The sequence below is a fragment of the Microbacterium sp. GCS4 genome, from assembly GCF_001262495.1.
GTDB lineage: Bacteria > Actinomycetota > Actinomycetes > Actinomycetales > Microbacteriaceae > Microbacterium.
In genome coordinates, this window is the sequence record NZ_LGYE01000001.1 from 1113582 (window position 1) to 1128233 (window position 14652).

Annotated in this window: 16 protein-coding genes; 5 read left to right on the forward strand and 11 right to left on the reverse strand. The window is 67.7% G+C overall.

Annotation, left to right across the window (positions count from 1 at the left end; all coding sequences use genetic code 11):
- Positions 1-87 precede the first annotated feature (87 nt).
- Positions 88-1008 (forward strand): Bax inhibitor-1/YccA family protein, encoded by a 921-nt coding sequence (locus AKH00_RS05405; protein ID WP_050721622.1) that lies wholly within the window; start codon positions 88-90, stop codon positions 1006-1008.
- Positions 1009-1165: 157 nt separating this feature from the next.
- Positions 1166-1438 carry a GlsB/YeaQ/YmgE family stress response membrane protein gene (locus AKH00_RS05410; RefSeq protein ID WP_050721623.1) on the forward strand — a complete coding sequence of 91 codons (273 nt, stop codon included), beginning with the start codon at positions 1166-1168 and terminating at the stop codon, positions 1436-1438.
- 60 nt (positions 1439-1498) lie between these two features.
- On the opposite strand, the gene AKH00_RS05415 is transcribed toward AKH00_RS05410, so the two are convergent.
- The 5 genes from AKH00_RS05415 to AKH00_RS05435 all read right to left on the reverse strand — a co-directional run bounded on the left by AKH00_RS05415 (position 1499) and on the right by AKH00_RS05435 (position 6439).
- Positions 1499-2791, reverse strand: coding sequence for an RNA polymerase sigma factor (locus AKH00_RS05415; RefSeq protein WP_050721624.1), 1293 nt, complete (start codon positions 2789-2791; stop codon positions 1499-1501).
- Between the two features lies 1 nt (position 2792).
- Positions 2793-3218 carry a YciI family protein gene (locus AKH00_RS05420; RefSeq protein WP_050721625.1) on the reverse strand — a complete coding sequence of 142 codons (426 nt, stop codon included), beginning with the start codon at positions 3216-3218 and terminating at the stop codon, positions 2793-2795.
- Between the two features lie 115 nt (positions 3219-3333).
- Positions 3334-4272, reverse strand: a complete 939-nt coding sequence (locus tag AKH00_RS05425) for an L-lactate dehydrogenase (protein WP_050721626.1) — start codon at positions 4270-4272, stop codon at positions 3334-3336.
- A gap of 71 nt (positions 4273-4343) precedes the next feature.
- Complete coding sequence (gene guaA / locus AKH00_RS05430) at positions 4344-5930, reverse strand: glutamine-hydrolyzing GMP synthase (protein ID WP_050721627.1); 1587 nt, start codon at positions 5928-5930, stop codon at positions 4344-4346.
- The gene (locus AKH00_RS05435) at positions 5927-6439 is read right to left on the reverse strand and encodes a DUF3817 domain-containing protein (RefSeq protein WP_050721628.1); all 513 of its coding nucleotides are present in this window, start codon (positions 6437-6439) and stop codon (positions 5927-5929) included. Before AKH00_RS05435 ends, guaA begins: the two co-directional genes overlap by 4 nt.
- A 90-nt stretch (positions 6440-6529) precedes the next feature.
- Between AKH00_RS05435 and AKH00_RS05440 the strand changes: the two genes are divergently transcribed.
- On the forward strand, positions 6530-6802 hold the full coding sequence (locus AKH00_RS05440; RefSeq protein ID WP_050721629.1) for a type II toxin-antitoxin system Phd/YefM family antitoxin: 273 nt from the start codon (positions 6530-6532) through the stop codon (positions 6800-6802).
- Positions 6799-7194 (forward strand): type II toxin-antitoxin system VapC family toxin, encoded by a 396-nt coding sequence (locus AKH00_RS05445; RefSeq protein ID WP_050721630.1) that lies wholly within the window; start codon positions 6799-6801, stop codon positions 7192-7194. The genes AKH00_RS05440 and AKH00_RS05445 overlap by 4 nt, the downstream gene beginning before the upstream one ends.
- 29 nt (positions 7195-7223) lie before the next feature.
- Here the strand turns inward: AKH00_RS05445 and AKH00_RS05450 are convergent, their stop codons facing one another.
- The 6 genes from AKH00_RS05450 to AKH00_RS05475 form a co-directional block, all read right to left on the reverse strand.
- Positions 7224-8201: a class I mannose-6-phosphate isomerase gene (locus AKH00_RS05450; protein WP_050721631.1), complete on the reverse strand. Its 978-nt coding sequence runs from the start codon at positions 8199-8201 to the stop codon at positions 7224-7226.
- Complete coding sequence (locus AKH00_RS05455) at positions 8198-9445, reverse strand: ADP-dependent glucokinase/phosphofructokinase (protein WP_152926101.1); 1248 nt, start codon at positions 9443-9445, stop codon at positions 8198-8200. The genes AKH00_RS05450 and AKH00_RS05455 overlap by 4 nt, the downstream gene beginning before the upstream one ends.
- Positions 9446-9473: 28 nt before the next feature.
- Positions 9474-10337: a ketose-bisphosphate aldolase gene (locus tag AKH00_RS05460; RefSeq protein ID WP_050721632.1), complete on the reverse strand. Its 864-nt coding sequence runs from the start codon at positions 10335-10337 to the stop codon at positions 9474-9476.
- 46 nt (positions 10338-10383) lie between these two features.
- On the reverse strand, positions 10384-11247 hold the full coding sequence (locus AKH00_RS05465; protein WP_050721633.1) for a carbohydrate ABC transporter permease: 864 nt from the start codon (positions 11245-11247) through the stop codon (positions 10384-10386).
- Positions 11248-11249: 2 nt separating this feature from the next.
- The gene (locus tag AKH00_RS05470; protein WP_050721634.1) at positions 11250-12173 is read right to left on the reverse strand and encodes a carbohydrate ABC transporter permease; all 924 of its coding nucleotides are present in this window, start codon (positions 12171-12173) and stop codon (positions 11250-11252) included.
- Positions 12174-12261: 88 nt separating this feature from the next.
- Complete coding sequence (locus AKH00_RS05475) at positions 12262-13557, reverse strand: ABC transporter substrate-binding protein (RefSeq protein WP_050721635.1); 1296 nt, start codon at positions 13555-13557, stop codon at positions 12262-12264.
- A gap of 226 nt (positions 13558-13783) precedes the next feature.
- Here AKH00_RS05475 and AKH00_RS05480 point away from each other — a divergent pair, with 226 nt between their 5' ends.
- On the forward strand, positions 13784-14590 hold the full coding sequence (locus AKH00_RS05480) for a DeoR/GlpR family DNA-binding transcription regulator (RefSeq protein ID WP_050721636.1): 807 nt from the start codon (positions 13784-13786) through the stop codon (positions 14588-14590).
- Positions 14591-14652: the final 62 nt, after the last annotated feature.

The following is a 14652-nucleotide window of genomic DNA, read 5'->3' on the forward strand; positions in this document are numbered from 1 at the left end:
GCTCACAGCGTAAGACACCCTCGCGACACGCCCGTACGGGTATCGTGGAGGAAAGCGACCTACAACCCCTTTGGAGTGAGGCCCACCATGAGCAACTTCGCTTTCAACAATCCGGCGTTCCAGCAGCAGGATCCGCGTAACGTCGCGACCTACCCCGGGGCGCCGCAGGGCGCTCAGGGTGCACAGGCCGCCTCGTTCCAGCACGGCACGATGGATGCCGCCGCTAACGCCCAGCTGGAGGGCATGTACGCCGCTCCCCCGGCCGGCGCTCTCGAGACCGACCGCATGTCGGTCGAGGACACGGTCTGGAAGACGGCCGGCCTGTTCGGCATCCTCCTCGTCACCGCGGCCATCGGCTGGGTCTGGACCCTCGGCGGCCTGAGCGCCCCCCGATTCGACCCGTACGGCGGCGCGGCCGTCAACATGCTCCCGTGGATCGTGGGCGCACTCGGTGGCTTCGTGCTGGCGATGGTCATCACGTTCACCTCGCGCAAGAAGGTCCGCCCCGCGCTGATCTTCGCCTACGCGGCCTTCGAGGGTCTCTTCATCGGCGGCATCTCCGCGTTCTTCGAGGTCCGCTGGCCCGGCATCGTCGTGCAGGCGACTCTTGCGACCGTCGCCGTCGTCGGCGTCACGCTCGCACTGTTCGCGAGCGGCAAGATCCGCGCCTCGAAGAAGGCGACGAAGATCTTCCTGATCGCCATGGGCGGCTACCTCGTCTTCTCGCTTCTGAACCTCGTCCTCATGTGGACGGGCATCAACCAGAACGCGTTCGGCCTGTTCAGCGCCGAGATCATGGGCATCCCGCTCGGCCTCATCATCGGCGTCCTCGTCGTGATCATGGCCGCGTACTCGCTCGTTCTCGACTTCGACCAGATCCAGCAGGGCGTCCGCAACGGCGCTCCGCGCAAGTACGGCTGGCTCGGTGCCTTCGGCATCATGGTCACGGTGGTCTGGCTCTACGTCGAGATCCTGCGCATCATCGCGATCGCCCGCGGCAACAACTGACCGCAGCGCTCGATGAAGCCCGTCTCCCTTCGGGGAGGCGGGCTTCTGCCATATCCGAGACGGCAAGCGCAAGGGGTTGCAGGCTTTTCTCAGCAACGGCAGTCTGGTGAGCACGAAGCCCCGGCACCCCGGGGCTCCCGATTTATAGGAGCTGACCATGAGTTTTCTCGGCTTTCTTCTTCTCGGCCTCATCGCCGGGGCCATCGCCAAGCTGATCCTCCCCGGCAAGCAGGGCGGCGGGTGGTTCGTGACCCTGCTGCTCGGCGTCGTCGGCGCTCTGCTCGGCGGCTGGCTCGGCAGTCTGATCCTCAACCGTCCGCTCACGGAGTTCTGGGACCTGGGCACCTGGCTGCTCGCGATCGGAGGTTCGATCATCGTCCTGCTGATCTACGGCCTGATCGTCGGACGCGGCAGCAAGTCGCGCGCCTGACCTCGGCGCAACACAGCAGAGAAGCCCCCTCGTCGCATCGCCGAGGGGGCTTCTCCCTGTTCAGAGACCAGCGGCCTTGGCCTCGAGCAACGCGCGCTCCCGGCCGTTTCCGGCCAGCGACGCAGCGGTCGCGAACTCGCTGCGCGCCTCGTCGACCCGCCCCAACCGCAGCAGCAGTTCACCCCGCGTCGCCGGCAGCAGGTGGTAGCCGCGCAGCGCGCCCGAGGCAGAGAGCTGATCGATGATGCGGAGAGCGGATGCCGGACCCGTGGCCATCGCCACGGCAGCCGCCCTGTTCAGTTCCACCACGGGCGAAGGCGCGAGACGACCCAGCGCCTCGTACAGCAGCACGATGCGATCCCAGTCGGTCTCCTCCACCGAGGGGGCGACCGCGTGGCACTCGGCGATCGCGGCTTGCAGTCCATAGGCGCCACGCCCCGCGCCCCGCGCATCGGCCGTCGCAAGGGCCGCTCTGCCCCGCGCGATGCGGCCACGATCCCAGCGCCGCCGATCCTGATCGGCGAGCAGCACGGGTGCGCCGTTCGCATCGACCCTGGCAGGGAACCGCGCCGCGGTGAGCTCCATGAGCGCCAGCAGGCTGTGCACGTCGCGCTCGGTCGGCATGAGGGCCGCAAGCACTCGCGTGAGCCGGATCGCCTCGAGGCTGAGTTCGGGGCGCATCCAGGAGCTCCCGCTGGACGCCGCATGGCCCTCGTTGAAGATCAGGTACAGGACTCCGAGGATCGCCCCCAAACGCTCCGCGTGCTCCTCGCGCGGCGGCATCTTGAAGGGCACGTGCGCGGCGGCAAGCGTCTTCTTCGCCCGGACTATGCGCTGCTGCACCGTGGCGGTCGGCACGAGGAACGCCCGGGCGATCTCCTCACTCGACAGGCCGCCGACGACGCGCAGCGTGAGCGCGACCTGAGCCTCCCGCGACAGCACGGGGTGGCACGAGATGAAGATCAGGCGCAGCACGTCGTCGTCGACGGCATCCGGGTCCCAGGGCAGCGCGTCAGCCGCCTCGTCCTGCTCGCGCTCGAGGTCGTGCGCGATCAGGGCGATGCGGTCGTCCAGCCGCTCCCGCCGCCGCCAGCCGTCGACGGCCTTGCGCTTCGCCACCGCGGTGAGCCAGGCCGCACCGTTGCGCGGCACGCCCTCCTCGGGCCACTGGCGCAGCGCGTCCAGGAGCGCCTCCTGCGCGAGGTCCTCCGCGAGACCGAAGTCCCCCACCATGCGCGTGAGCGTCGCGACGATCTTCGCCGACTCGATGCGCCACACGGCGGCGACGGCGCGCTCCGCCATTCCCCCGTCGGGGGCGGAACGCGCCGTCTCGCGGTCGGATGAGTCGGTCATCTCACTGCTGGGCGCGCTGCGCCTGCTCCTCGCGCCAGCCCTCTTCCTTCTGGATCCACTCGTTGTCGGCCGGGAAGTCGGACATGTCCGTCACGCGGCGCACCTCGAGGAAGGACCCCTTGCCGAGCGGTGCGCGGCTCGCCCACTCGGCCGCCTCCTCGCGGCTCGACACCTCGAGGATCCAGAAGCCGTTGAACAGCTCCTTGGTCTCGCCGTAGGGGCCGTCGGTGATGAGCGGGGTCTCGGCGCTGAAGTCGACGACGAAGCCCTCGGCGGCATCCGTCAGGCCCTCGCCCGCCGCGAGCACGCCGGCCTTGATCATCGACTCGTTGTACTTCCCCATCGCCTCGATGACCTGCTCGAACGGCATGTCCTTGTAAGCCTCGACGGCCTCATCGGTCGCGCGCATGATCAGCATGTACTTCATGATGTTTCTCCTGTTCGGTGGGGCCGTGAATCGACCCTCTCATTGAAGACGTCGAACGGGAACGACGTGGATCGACATCGCCCGTGAACTTTTTTCGAGATTCTTTCTCGAGAGCTCAGTCGAGGGCGTCCACGGCCGTGCGGATCGCATCGGCGGAGGCCCTCAGCAGCGCGAGTTCATGCGCGTTCACGGGCGTCTCCCCGAGCGGCACGGCGCCCGCGGCACCCACCACCGACGGCACCGACAGAGCCACTCCGCTGAGGCCGTATTCGCCATTCAGCACGGTCGCGACCGGGAGCACCGCACGTTCGTCGCGTAGCACGGCCTCGGCGATGCGCGCGCAGCTCACGCCGATCGCGAGATTCGTCGCGCCCTTGCCCTGGATCACGGCGTAGGCGGCATCCCGCACCTCGACCGCGATCCGGTCGAGCTCTTCGGCCGTGAACGGCTCATCAGCCGGCCAGTCGAGGATCGGCACCGATCCGATCGTCGCGTTCGACCACAGCGGGAACTCCGTGTCGCCGTGCTCGCCCACGATGTCGGCGTGCACGCTCGCGGTGCTCACCTGCGCACGGTGCGCCAGGCGCCACCGCAGACGCGAGGTGTCGAGGACCGTCCCGGAGCCGAACACGCGATGCGGCGGCAGCCCCGTGACGCGCTGTGCGACCACGGTCATGACGTCGGCCGGATTCGTGACGATCAGGAAGACGGCGTCCGGGGCCCGCTCGACCAGCTGAGGCAGCAGGCGCTCCAGCAGTCGGGCGTTCGTGCTCGCCAGCTCCATGCGCGTCTGCCCCGGCTGCTGCTTGGCGCCGGCCGTGACGACCACGACGTCGCTCCCCTCGACCACCGACAGGTCGGAGCCGCCGCTCACCGACGCCGCGGTGAACTGCGTGCCGTGTGCGAGGTCGAGCACCTCGGCATCCACCTTCGCCGTCGCGATGTCGTAGAGGGCGACCTCGGCCGCACTCCCACGGATGAGCGCGGCGTAGGCCACGCTCACCCCCACGCTTCCTGCACCGATCACCGTGAGCTTCGTTCGCGCTGAGGTCATGAGGCCATCCTGCCTACTCCGGCGGGCACGCGAAAGGGCGCGGATCGGATGATCCGCGCCCTTTCAGGGACTCACTCCCACTCGATGGTCCCCGGCGGCTTGGAGGTCACGTCCAGCACGACGCGGTTGACGTCGCGGACGCTGTTGGTGATGCGGTTCGAGATCTTCGACAGCACGTCGTATGGGAGACGCGTCCAATCGGCGGTCATGGCGTCCTCGCTCGAGACAGGACGCAGCACGATCGGGTGGCCGTAGGTGCGGCCGTCGCCCTGCACTCCGACCGAACGGACGTCGGCGAGCAGCACGACCGGGCACTGCCAGATCTCCTGGTCGAGCCCGGCCTTCGTGAGCTCCTCGCGGGCGATCGCATCGGCTTCGCGCAGGATCTCCAGCCGGTCCTTCGTGACCTCGCCGATGATGCGGATGCCGAGGCCGGGGCCCGGGAACGGCTGGCGACCGACGATCGCCTCGGGGATGCCGAGCTCGCGGCCGATCGCGCGCACCTCGTCCTTGAAGAGGGCGCGCAGCGGCTCGATGAGCTCGAAGTCGAGGTCGTCGGGAAGACCGCCCACGTTGTGGTGCGACTTGATGTTCGCGGTGCCCGCACCGCCGCCGGACTCGACGACGTCGGGGTACAGCGTCCCCTGCACGAGGAACTTCACCGGCGCCCCGCCGTCGGCTTTGGCCTCGGCGACGAGGTCGAGCTGCACCTTCTCGAACGCGCGGATGAACTCGCGGCCGATGATCTTGCGCTTCTCCTCGGGATCGGTGACCCCCTCGAGGTGACCGAGGAACGTGTCGGCGGCGTCGACCGTGATGAGACGAACGCCCGTGGACTCGACGTAGTCCTTCTCGACCTGCTCGCGCTCCCCCTTGCGGAGGAGGCCGTGGTCGACGAAGACGGCGGTCAGCTGGTCGCCGATTGCCTTGTGCACGAGGGCCGTCGAGACGGCGGAGTCGACTCCGCCCGACAGAGCGGAGATGACGCGCGCGTCACCGACCTGCTCGCGGATGCGCTCGACCTGCTCGGCGATCACGTTGTCGCTGTTCCAGTCGGACGCGAGACCTGCACCCTTGTGCAGGAAATTCTCGAGCACGCGCTGGCCGTGGTCGGAGTGCTTGACCTCGGGGTGCCACTGCACGCCGTAGAAGCGACGCTCCTCATCGGCGAACGCCGCGACCTTGGTCGCGCTCGTGGTCGCCAGGACCTCGAAACCCTCGGGGGCCGTGGCCACCTGGTCGCCGTGGCTCATCCACACGTTCTGCTCGGCCGGCTGACCGCCGAGCAGCGTTCCGCCGTCACCCGACACGACGGCATCCGTCGCGCCGTACTCGCGCAGGCCCGTGTTCGCGACCTCGCCGCCGAGCGTCTGCGCCATGTACTGGAAGCCGTAGCAGATGCCGAGGGTCGGGACGCCGAGCTCGAACACCGCGGGGTCGAGGCGCGGGGCGCCCTCCTCGTAGACCGACGACGGCCCGCCGGAGAGGATGATCGCGACAGGGTTCTTCTCGGCGATCTCCGCGGCGGTGGCCGTGTGCGGCACGATCTCGCTGTAGACGCCGGCCTCGCGTACGCGACGGGCGATCAGCTGCGCGTACTGCGCGCCGAAGTCGACGACGAGGGCGGGGCGCTGCTGGGTCTCGGACTGTTCGGTCAACGGGCACCTTCCGGGGCGGGAGTGGAGGCCTCTGCGGCCTCCCGTGTGGCGAGATAGGTCTTGACTTCACGAGCCACGATGGCCTCCATGAAGAACGACAGCAGCGGGATGACGCCGCCGAGGGCGAGCAGGATGAAGCGCGGGAACGGCCACCGCATCAGGCTCCACATGCGGAAGCAGGCGAACAGGTAGACGACGTAGAACCAGCCGTGCGCGACGAGGATGAACAGCGACAGATTGAACCCGTCGCCGAGCGAGGTCATCTCGCAGGAGTTCGTCATGGGGGCGAAGAGCGACCACCACTGGCAGTCCGGCCCGGCGAGGACTCCTGCGAACCAGAGCGGCCCGCCGGAGCCGCCCATGAAGAGTTCGAGGTGGATCGGCGTGTACTTCAGCACCATCTCCGTCAGCAGCAGGAGCAGCATGACTCCTGTGATGATCGACGCGATCTGGTAGAACTTCAGCGCACCGCGGATCGCCGGAAAGCTGGCGACTTTCGGTTCGGGCATGTCCTCAGTCTAGTCGGCGCCGCCGGAGTCTCTTGAGGCGGTGAAGAGCTGGTCTGGTCAAGGTGACCAGACCAGTCATAGAATGTCGAGATGACCACCGTGAACGTGCAGGATGCGAAGACCCGGCTCTCCGAGTTGCTCCGGCGCGTCGAAACCGGCGAGGAGATCGTGATCGCCCGAGCCGGAACCCCGATCGCGCGCATCACCGCGGCATCGCCGCCCCGGCGACGACTCGACAGTCCGCTGCTCCCCGAGATCCCGCCGATCGGCGCGGAGCACCTGCTCGACGACATGAGCTCGGCGGAGCTCGCGGAATGGGAAGACGGTCACTCCGAGGATCCGCTGAGCGAGCACGACCGGTGAGCGCCTACCTCCTCGACACGCATGTCGTTCTGTGGCTCGCGACCGATCCCGAGCGTGTTCCCCGCGCTCTGCGCGACTCCCTCGTCGGGGCCGACGCCTTGTTCGTCTCGGCGGCCACCGGCTACGAGATCGCGCAGAAGGTCCGGCTCGGTCGCCTTCAGCACGGCGGACAGGTGCTCGCCCGCTGGACCGCGCTGCTGCGCTCCCTGCTCGCGGAGGAGCTCCCCTTGTCCGGCGAGCACATGAGAACCGCAGGCGAACTCGATTGGGAGCATCGCGACCCCTTCGATCGGATGCTGGTCGCTCAGGCGCAGATCGACGGACTGATCCTCGTGACGGCCGACCAGCGCATCCGGGTCTTCCCCGAGGTCACCTGCGCCGACTGGGCCTGATATCGGCTGTCAGGGCCTGATACGGATCGTCAGGGCGCGGGCGGACGGGCCACGAGGAGTTCGCCGGCGCCGCTCGCCGCGAGGGTGCCGGCCGCATGCGGCACGAGCATGGTCATGCCCGCCGACACCTGCTCCTCCCCCAGTACGAGCTCTCCGCGGCTCACCACGACGATCGCGAATCCGGCGTCCACCACGGCGTCGCCGTCGACCGGGAGCCGCTCGAGTCGGAAGTACTCGTCGGCGGCGGGCGGGAACGCCGAACCGGATGCCGGGGCAGTGCGCACGAGCTCGCGCATGTCCTCCACGGAGCGGCCGCCCGTGTTCACCGCGGCGAGCGCGAGGTCGAAGCCGAGACCGAGGTGCCCGAGTGCGGGACCGTCGATCGCGAAGTCCTGCCATTCCAGGAGGATCGAGAGGTCTTCGGGCTGCTGCAGCTCGAGGAGGAGGATGCCGGCGCCGATCGCGTGCAGCTCCCCCGGCGGAACCCACACCACATCGCCGGGCACGACCTCGATCTCGTGCAGCAGCCCCAGGAGCGCTGCGACTTTTTGGCGTTCCACGAGCGCCGCGAGCTCAGACGGGTCGACGTCCGCCCGCAGGCCCACGTGCACGGTTCCGCCCTGCAGGATGTACCACGCCTCGGCCTTGCCGTGCGCGCGACCGAGATGAGTCGCCGCGAAGTCGTCGTGCGGATGCGCATGGACCGGCAGGCGCTGCCCCGCGTCGAGCAGCTTCACGAGGAGTCGTGTGTCGTCGCCCCAGCGATCGACGTGGTCGGCGCCCAGCCAGGCGACTGGATCCGCGGCGACCGCGTCGCGCAGCAGCGTCCCATCGGGCAGATGCGTGAGTCCGAGCGCGGGGTCGCCGCTGACCGTGGTGACCGATCCGATCCAGTCCTCCGGCTCACGAGGGGCGTCCCGCAGCTCTCCCCGGAAGGCGCTGATACGCGAACCTCCGCGGTAGAAGCGCTCGGGTGGACGATTCGACGGCAGGGCCAGCGGCCTCATGCAGACTCCTTCTGTCTGGCGGCATCCGATCGCTGTCTGGCGTCATCCGATCGGACGGCCTCGGGGTGGGTGGCGCCGGCGAGGAACCCTCCCACGAACGTGTCGCCGAGGCCGATCGTGGTCGGCATCGCGACGTCGAGCGCGAACGCGGCGATCCCCGTCGCGCCGTCGATCGCGTCCTCGACCGCCGCGACGAGAGCCTCTCCCCCCGGGTGACGGGGCATCGACGCCGTCTCGGCGACGTCCGAGGCCGTGAGCCGGTCGCCCACCCGGAAACGCGTCGCCGCCACCCGCACGGCGCTCTCCAGCGCGGTGCGGTGCTGCGCGGCATCCGGTCCGACGGCGATCGCCCAGTACCGGGTGTGCACGACGAGCGCCGCTGCCGGGATGATCGCCCTGGCGTCGTCGAGGGCGCGGATCACGTCCGCGGGGTCGAGCAGGTTCACGGCGCGTCCGAGGTACTCCTGCAGTTCGTCCTCGTTCATGCCGTACACGTCGATCCGCTCCAGCATCCGCTGCCGAACGGTCTCCGCGAACGGACGCGAGTAGAAGCCCGCATCCTCGTAGTAGACCAGGGCGTCGGCGGGAAGCCGGCTCATCGCCTCCTGCAGCGTGCGGAGACGCTGCTCGAGCAGGTCGTGGTCCTGCATCGTGTTGAACCCCGACACCAGGAAGGCCGCGGCGTGCGCGAGCTCGTCTCCGAGTCCGTCGGACAGGAGCATCGTCCGGTTCGGCGGGTCGTTCGCGAAGATCAGCCGGTTGGCGGCGGGCGACAGCACATCCCCGTCGATCAGCCGCACCCGCGCACCCACAGGGTACTGCACGATCAGGTGCGGGTCGAGCGTGTCCTCCGTCGCCGAGCACACGTACGAGAGGGCCGGGGGCAGCAGCCGCCGCACCGTGTCGTCGATGCTCACCAGGTGCTGCGTGCTGGGGATCCCGAGGGCATCCAGCACGAGTCCGGCCCGCACGCCCGTCCCTCCCAGGGTGACGGTCCGCTCGAAATGCGCCGCGAACCCTTCGACGACCTCCGACGAGACGACGAAGCGCTCTCCGCCGGACCCCGAGGCGAGGAACGCGACGATCGCGACGAGCAGCGACCGCTCGTCGACGATCGGCGCCGTGGTCGTGAGCTCGTGTCGCCGCACCCCGTGCAGGTGCGCAAGCCTGTCGAGGACCGCCGAGTCCCACGTCAGCTCGTAGTCGACGGTGCCGCCGAGTCCGAGCACGAGTTTCCTGTCCACGCCGCCGATCATCCTCCGAGTCCGCCGCTCAGTACAGCGACGCCTTGCCGTCGGCGCCGAACAGCCGGATCTTCTCGGCCGCCGTGACCTTCATCGCCGCGATCGGCTCGGGCTGGATGGCGTTCGGCTCGCGCAGGCGCTCATCGGTGCCGAGGACCTCGCGCATGCGGTTGTGGTACGAGACCTTGATGTCGCTCGAGATGTTGATCTTGTTGACTCCCAGCTCGACCGCGCGGCTCAGCTCGGAGTCGGGATTCGACGAGCCACCGTGCAGCACGAGCGGAATCCCCACCGCCGCCTTGATCTGCTCCAGCAGATCGTGACGCAGTTCCGGGTTCTTGTCGCTCGGGTACAGGCCGTGAGAGGTGCCGATCGCAATCGCGAGGCTGTCCACGCCGGTCTCCTCCACGAAGCGCACCGCGTCGTCCGGGTTCGTGTAGATGATCTCGGCCGCGCCCGACTCGCCGTAGCTGTCGTTCGCCCCGATCGTCCCGAGCTCGCCCTCGACCTGGATGCCCACCGCGTGCGCGGCCTCGACGACCTTGCGCGTCAGCGCGACGTTCTCCTCGAACGGCAGCAGCGAGGCGTCGATCATGACGGAGGTGAAGCCGGCCTTGATCGCCTGGATGATCTGCTCGTAGGTGCCGCCGTGGTCCCAGTGGATCGCGACGGGGACGCTGGCGCGGTGCGCACGCGAGTGCATCGCGGCGATGAGATCGGTCGTGATGTGCGAGACCTCGTCGGGGTGGATGGCGATGATGACGGGGGCGTCCAGCTCCTCGCTGATGTCGATGACGCCGTTGAACATCGCCCAGTCGCTGATGTTGAACGCGGGGATGGCGAAGTTGTTCTCGTTGGCGACGTCGAGGATGGATTTGCCGGTGTAGAGCACGTGTTTCTCCTGTTTCGTGATGGTGTGAAGTCGAGGGCGGACGGCGTCAGCTCTTCACGGACCCCGCCGTGAGACCGCTGATGAAGTACCTCTGGAAGAAGAGGAAGAGGATGAGCACGGGGATCGAGCCGAGCACGCTCATGGCCATGATCTGGTTCCAGTCGTAGGAGTGCTGGCCCATGAGCAGCTGGATGCCGATAGGTACAGTGCGCATGTCGATCGAGCGCGTGAGCGTGAGCGCGAACAGGTACTCGTTCCACGCGATCATGAAGGTGTAGATGCCGACCGACACGATGCCCGGCACCGAGATCGGCACGAGGATGCGCCAGAGAGCTGTCATGGAGCCGGCGCCGTCGACGCGCACGGCCTCGTCGAGCTCCTTCGGGAGCGTGTTGAAGTACCCGGTCATCATGATGATCGCGTACGGCAGCGTGAAGACCATGTAGGTGAGGATGAGGCCGAGGTACGAGTTGTACAGCCCGAGCGCGACCATGAGTCCGAAGTACGGGATCAGCAGCGTGATCGGCGGCACCGCCTGCACGCTCACGATCACGACGTTGAGGATGCGCTTGCCGCGGAACTCGAAGCGGCTGAAGGCGTAGGCCGCCTGGATCGCGACGAGCAGCGTGAGGATCGTCACCGAGCCCGCGACGACGTAGCTGTTCAGGAAGAACCGCATCGTCTCGGGGTTCGTGAAGATCGCGACGTAGGCGTCGAACGAGAACGTGTCGGTGATGAGGCGCGGCGGGAGCTCGAAGATCTGCGTGTTCGACTTGAACGAGCTCGACAGCATCCAGAGCACGGGACCGGCCGCGAACACGGCGCCGAGGATCAGCGCGAGGATCAGTCCGGACTTGGCGACCAGGGTGGAGCGTGCGGCGCGACGCCGGGAGTCGACGGTGAGAGCCATGATCAGTCCCTCGCTTTCTGATGGCGGACGTAGAACACGGCGAGCACCATCGACATCAGCAGCACGAGCACCGCAGAGGTCGCGGCGAGCGAGAAATCGTACTTGGCGAACGCGAGCTTGTAGGTGAAGGTGCTGAGCACCTCGGTGACGTCGATCGGGCCACCGCCCGTGGTCATCCAGATCAGAGCGAACTGCTGCGAGGTCCAGATCAGGTCGAGCAGCACCAGGCTGATGATGATGGGGCGCAGCTGCGGGATCGTGACGTTCCAGAAGCGCTGCACGGCGTTCGCGCCGTCGACGCGGGCCGCCTCGTGGAGGTCTGCCGGCACTCCCTGGAGGCCTGCGAGCAGGCTGACCATGAAGAACGGGTAGCCCGCCCAGATGTTGATGAAGATGATCGTGCCGAGCGCGAGCTGCGGCGATGCCAGCCACTCGATGTCGGTGTTGAGAAGGAAGTTGACGACGCCGTTGGGGGCGAGCAGCATGCGCCACAACACGGCGATCACCGCGACCGTGAACAGCCACGGGAGCACGTACAACGCACGGAAGATCGAGCGCGAGAACCGACCCAGCAGTGGACTGTTGAGCATCATGGCGAAGGCGAGACCCAGCACCAGGTGCGCTGCGACGCTCGTCACCGTGAAGAGGATCGTGTTCCCCGTGGCCTTCCAGAAGCCGGGGTCCGACAGGATCTCGACGTAATTGGCCACCCCGACGAACTCGGGGGACTTGTTCAGGATCACGTTGTCCTGGAACGAGTAGCCGATCACCATGACGATCGGGACGATCATCAGCACGAACAGCAGGATGACCGTGGGCGACAGGAACGCATACGACTCGGTGGTCTTGCGCAGCTGTCGGCGGCGCCGCGAGGGGGCGACGCCCGTGACGATCACCTCGGTGTCGTCGGACAGTTTCAGGCTCATGGGAACCGGTGCTCCTTGGTTGGTCGGGTGCCGCGTCGCATCGGGTTCACGACGCGGCACCCCGTTCATGCGGGAGTCGGGCGGAGGGTCAGAACTCCTTCAGCCAGGACTCCTGTGCCGCCTTCAGCGCATCGTCGATCGACTGCTGGCCGTCGAACGCGGACTGCAGCTGCTCGCCGAGCTGACGCATGAGGTCCTCCGCGACGGGCAGCCCCGTGAACTCGTTGGCCGGGTAGCCGGCCTGGTAGATCTCGAACGCCGTCTTGAAGAGCTCGTCGTCGTTCACGAAGTCCGGCACGGACTCGGAGTTGCCGGGGAACGCCTTCGCCATCGTGGAGAGCTCGGAGTTCGTGTCCTGGCTCATGAGGAACTCGACCAGCTTGAAGGCCGCGTCCTTGTGCTCGGAGTTCTCGGCGACGCCGATGCCCCACGACGCGTACGGGATGCCCCGCTCGCCGTCGTAGCCGTCCTCGGCGGGGATCGCGGAGATCGAGAACTTCAGGTCGGGGTTCGACTCGCGGATCAGGTTGATGTGCGCGAGGGAGTCGATCATCATGCCGACGCGGCCGTTCGTGAACTCCTCGACCTTGTCCTGCTCCTTCATCGTGAACGAGCCGGAGGCGATCACTCCGTCGTCCCACAGGCCGCCGATGTAGTCGATCGCCGAGGTCACGTCGTCGTTCGTGAGGTCGGGCTGGCCGTCTTTCAGCATCGAGCCGCCGGAGGCCCAGACCCACGACATGACGTCGTTCTGCACGCCGTTCGGTGCTTCGAGCGAGAGCGGAAGGACCCAGCCGGAGACGTCCCCGCCGAGAGCGGTGACCTTGCTCGCGGCATCCGCGAACTCAGTGCGCGTGGTCGGCGGAGCGGCGACGCCCGCGTCGGCGAGCAGGGTGTCGTTCGTGAACATCGGGTACACGAAGTTCACGACCGGGATCATGTAGGTGCTGCCGTCGACCTGGATCTGGCTGGCCAGCTCGCTGTCGTCGTAGTCGTTCTCCTTCATCAGTTCCGTCAGGTCGGCGATGACGCCCTGCGAGGCGAAGTCGTTGACCCATGCACCGTCGAGGCCCACGACGTCCGGCATGGTGCCGGACGCGGCGCCCGCGAACAGCTGCTCCTTGGTGGACGCGTAGGGTCCGCTGACGAGGTCCACCGTGATGCCGGGGTTCGCCTCTTCGAACTTGTCGATCAGTGCGCGGAACTCGCCGTCGGGGAGCTCGGGCTCCCACCACTGCGCGAACTCGATCGTGACGTCGCCGCCCTCGGCGCCGCCGTCTCCGCTGTCGCCGGATGCGCATCCCGCTACGGCCAGGACCGTCAGTGCTGCTGTCGCTGCGCCGGCGAGCTTCAGAGTGCGTCGCCCACGTCCCACTGTGATCATCACTTCTCCTCTTCGAGATCGTGCCGCATCACGCGCTTCAATGCTTGTTCATGCGGTTTTGAGCAATGTTATGCCGAGGTTTGCGGTCACGCAAGACATTTCTCCGGCCGTTACCTGGTCGATATCGCGCGATTTTCACTACTCGATGGAGATAGTCTTCGACAATGGATGCTGTTTTCTGCTGGACTATGCGGGTTTTACCTCGGTGTGTGCTAGAGATGTCTGCATGGACGCATCCGGATCCTCCACCAAGCGGCGCCTCCCCGCCGGCCGGAAGGCCGACCTCGCGGCGTACGTCGAGCAGACAGGCCAGGTCACGGTCGGCGACCTCGCCGAGCATTTCGCAGTCTCGATCGACACGATCCGGCGGGACCTCGACCAGCTCGACCGCGAGGGAGTGCTCGTCCGCACGCACGGCGGCGCTGTCAGCGCCACGAGCGGAGCGCTCAAAGACAAGGCGCTCGACGTGCGGATGCGCGTGCAGACCGAGGAGAAGGAGCGGATAGCGCGCGTCGCCGCCGGACTCGTCGACGACGGCTCCGTCATCATGCTCAACGCGGGGACGACGACGCTGGCCGTGGCCCGAGCCCTGCGCAACCACCACGACCTCACCATCGCGACCAACAACCTGCGCATCCCGGGAGAGCTCTCCCCGACGGTGTTCCGCGACCTGTACGTGTTCGGCGGTGCCGTGCGTTCCATCACCCAGGCGACCACGGGTCCGGTCGCGTTCACCATGACCGCCGGCGGTCCGGAGGTCGACATCCGGTGCGATCTCGCTCTCATCGCGGTCGGCGCCGTCGACGAGGCCGGGTACTCCACATCGAACCTCGGCGACGCGGCGATGATGTCCGAGATGATCGAACGGGCCGAGCGCACGGCGATCCTCGCCGACTCCACCAAGCTCGGCCGGCGCTTCTTCGCGCAGATCGCGCTGCTGGAGCGGGCCGACTACCTCATCACCGACGCTCCGCCCGAACCGCGCATCGCTGCGGCGCTCGCTCAGGCGGAGGTCGAGGTCCTCACGCCCTGATCCGGCCAGGCGGCGCGACCCGTCGCGAGGCTTGCCCTGCGGGGTCGCTGCCGCCCGCACGA